Raw genomic sequence first — 2,793 nt, 5'->3', positions numbered from 1 at the left:
AGCCGGATTTGCTGGTGGTTGACATGCGCTCCGCGGAAGAGTTTGCGCAATATCACATTCCCGGCGCGGTGAATATTCCTTTCAACAAATTGTTCGAACCGGAAGCGCAAGAGGCATTATCCGAGGACAAAACAATTGTGCTGTATTCGAACGGCGGCACGCACGCCGCACAGGCGTGGGTGTTGCTCAAACAGATGGGCGTCGAAAGTTTGGTTCTGCTCGGCGGCTTGAATTATTGGACCGAAGCAATTTTGAATCCCAAGGCGCCGAATGAATCAGTCGCCGATTCGGAAATACTCAAATATCAATTTCAAAAATCCGCTTCGGGCTATTTCGCGCCCGGCGGAGCGGTCGCTGCACCGGCAGATTCACCTACCGCGCCGGCAAAACCGAAAGTGCAGATTGATCCAAAGAAAAAGAAAAAAGCCCGCGCGGGATGTTGAAAAGGAGCAAACAATGAAAATCAAAATGCTGGTTTATGTTTTGGGAATCTTGACTGCATGCTGTTTGTTGCGCCAGGAGTCCTGGGCGGGAGACGGCAAAAGCAAGAAAAAATTTGGTGTTTACGAATACGTGGTGCAATCAGCGCAAGGCAGTTTCGAGGAGATTGCGCAAACGCTCGAGAAAAGCGCTGCCGAGCAAGGCTGGCAAGTGCTGGCTCAAATCGATGCGGGTGTGCCGGAAGCTTGCTCGTATCGCGCGCGCGTGCTCGTGCTTTTGCAGCCTGCATACGCACAGGCGATCATGGCCGCGAATCGTGAGACCGGACCTTTCGGCGTTGTCGATCGCGTGAATATTTTTGAAGACGAAAAAGGATTGCACGTCGCCGTGGTGAATCCGCATTCGATCAACCGCACGATCTTGATGAATGATGCGGCTTTTGCAGAAATGTCGGAGCAGCACTTGCTCGCATTGCGCCAAATGATTCTCGTTGCGGTGCAAGGCACGGAGAGCCACGAACAGTTCGGGCCCGTGCGCGACGAGGGTCATATCGGCAAAACGATGGGCGTGATGGCCGGCGGCGCGTTTGTTGATAAAATCGTTGATGAAGCGGTGATCCCGGCTGGCAACTTTGAGCAAGTCGTCAATATGGTGCGCAAAGGTTTGAGCGTGCCGTCGCCGAAATGGGGCATGCACTTGGTTTATGAAACAGCCTTGCCGGAATACGAGACCGTGGTGTTCGGCACGACCGGCACGCCGATGGACAGCAAATCATTCAGCATTGTGAAGGCCGGCGGCAGCGACGCGCGGAAGGGATTCAAATGTCCCGGCCTCGCGCATGCCGCGGCGTATCCCATCGAAGTGGTTGTGACCAAGCAGGGTGCGGACGTGAAAGTTCGCCTCGTTCACATCATGTTTCGGATGAAAATGTATTTCGAAGATGCGGGCAAATGGGCTTTCATGAAAAATATGGGCATGCCCGGCTCCATGCAGGATGAGATCAAAGCGCAGATCAACAGCGGCTTGGCAACGAATTGAGACTTTGCCGTCCGGATGCTTTTGTTCGAGAAAGATGGTTTCACTGACAACGTGTTTGATCAAATCACGAAGCGCCCGGACGATTTACCATCGCACCTTTTATTGACCGGCCATCACGAGTCCATGTCATTAAATTAAGGACGATTGCCCAAACCCGTTAGGGTTGAAATGTTTATAGAATTGCATTTCTCCAATCGTTTGAACTCCGTAGGAGTGAAATGTGACTGTATGAAGAATTTATTTGTCCGCGTCACGGGAAACATGCCACTCCTACGGAGTTTCTACGAGTTAGTCGAGACTTGACTATAAACATATCACGCCTATGGCGTTTTGGGATTTTGATGAATCGCTGACTTAATGGTTTGGCATCACGAGTGGCCGGTCAATCCCTCCGCATTAGAAGTAATAGAGATACTTCAGCTTCGTCACGCCGACGCGATCGGTCAATCGCAACTGATCTGAAATAAAGTTTCCTTCGATATCATATTCCGGCCGCCGTTCGTGCAGTTCATTGACGGCAAAATAAATCCAACTCTTCGGTGAAAAATTATACGAGAAGAGCAGGCCGGCTATGACTTGCCGCACGTTGCGCGTCGAGCGCAAATAGACGTTATCAACATACACGCGCACGTTGAGATCATTCACCGGCGTGAGCGAGAGGTACGGCCGTGCGTTCCAGGTGATGTCTTCAATTTTGTTGTGTGGATTGCCTTCGATAAAACCGTTCAATGAAGTCCCGAGGTCCAGCACTTTCAACATTTTCCAATTGAAAGAACTGCCGAACCAAGAATAAAACGCCAGATAATCGCGGGAAAAATTGTAGGTCCGCGCATAGCCGCCGTAAATATTCCCGTTCCATTTGGGCGAGGGGTTGAACCACGAAGAGTAATTCAATTCATAGGAACTAAATTTTTTGTTCTGATCTTTGGAACGGCCTGTGACCAGCGTGATCTCATAGCCCCAGTTTTTGCGGAATTGCATGTTGAAACCCAATATCGCCGAGCGATCGGTGAAATCATCAACGCGCTCGTAGTTCAAAACGCCGCCGAAATAAAGCAGCATTTCGCGCACGGCCCCTTCCTGGAAATACCAGCGCGGCCCGGTGAGAGTCGTCAGTTCGCCCGTGCCTTTCCACGGCACAAATCCTACCTGATTGACATCGAAATCCTTGCCCACGTAGCGGCCGCGTGCCAGTGCAATCCATTTGTCTTTGAATTGCACAAACCCGGCTGAGCCGGCGAAGTCGCCCTCGGAGTTTTTGATCGAGCGCGCGAGTTGATACGAGAGCTGCCAATTCGAAGCACGAAACGCGCC

2 protein-coding genes are annotated in these 2,793 nt (G+C 51.4%); both read left to right on the top strand.

Annotated elements, in window-relative coordinates; all coding sequences use genetic code 11:
• Positions 1-443: rhodanese-like domain-containing protein (locus FBQ85_28920; protein MDL1879157.1), on the top strand; the 443-nt coding region annotated here is incomplete at its 5' end.
• 13 nt (positions 444-456) lie between these two features.
• Positions 457-1,479 carry a hypothetical protein gene (locus FBQ85_28915; GenBank protein MDL1879156.1) on the top strand — a complete coding sequence of 341 codons (1,023 nt, stop codon included), beginning with the start codon at positions 457-459 and terminating at the stop codon, positions 1,477-1,479.
• Positions 1,480-2,793 lie beyond the last annotated feature (1,314 nt).

It is taken from the genome of Cytophagia bacterium CHB2 (assembly GCA_030263535.1).
Lineage (GTDB): Bacteria > Zhuqueibacterota > Zhuqueibacteria > Zhuqueibacterales > Zhuqueibacteraceae > Coneutiohabitans.
This window is presented reverse-complemented; position numbering and strand designations above follow the sequence as displayed.

Excerpts from the sequence above, each read along its gene's own strand:
- FBQ85_28915 (MDL1879156.1), top strand. The coding sequence starts at position 457 with ATGAAAATCAAAATGCTGGTTTATGTTTTGGGAATCTTGACTGCATGC.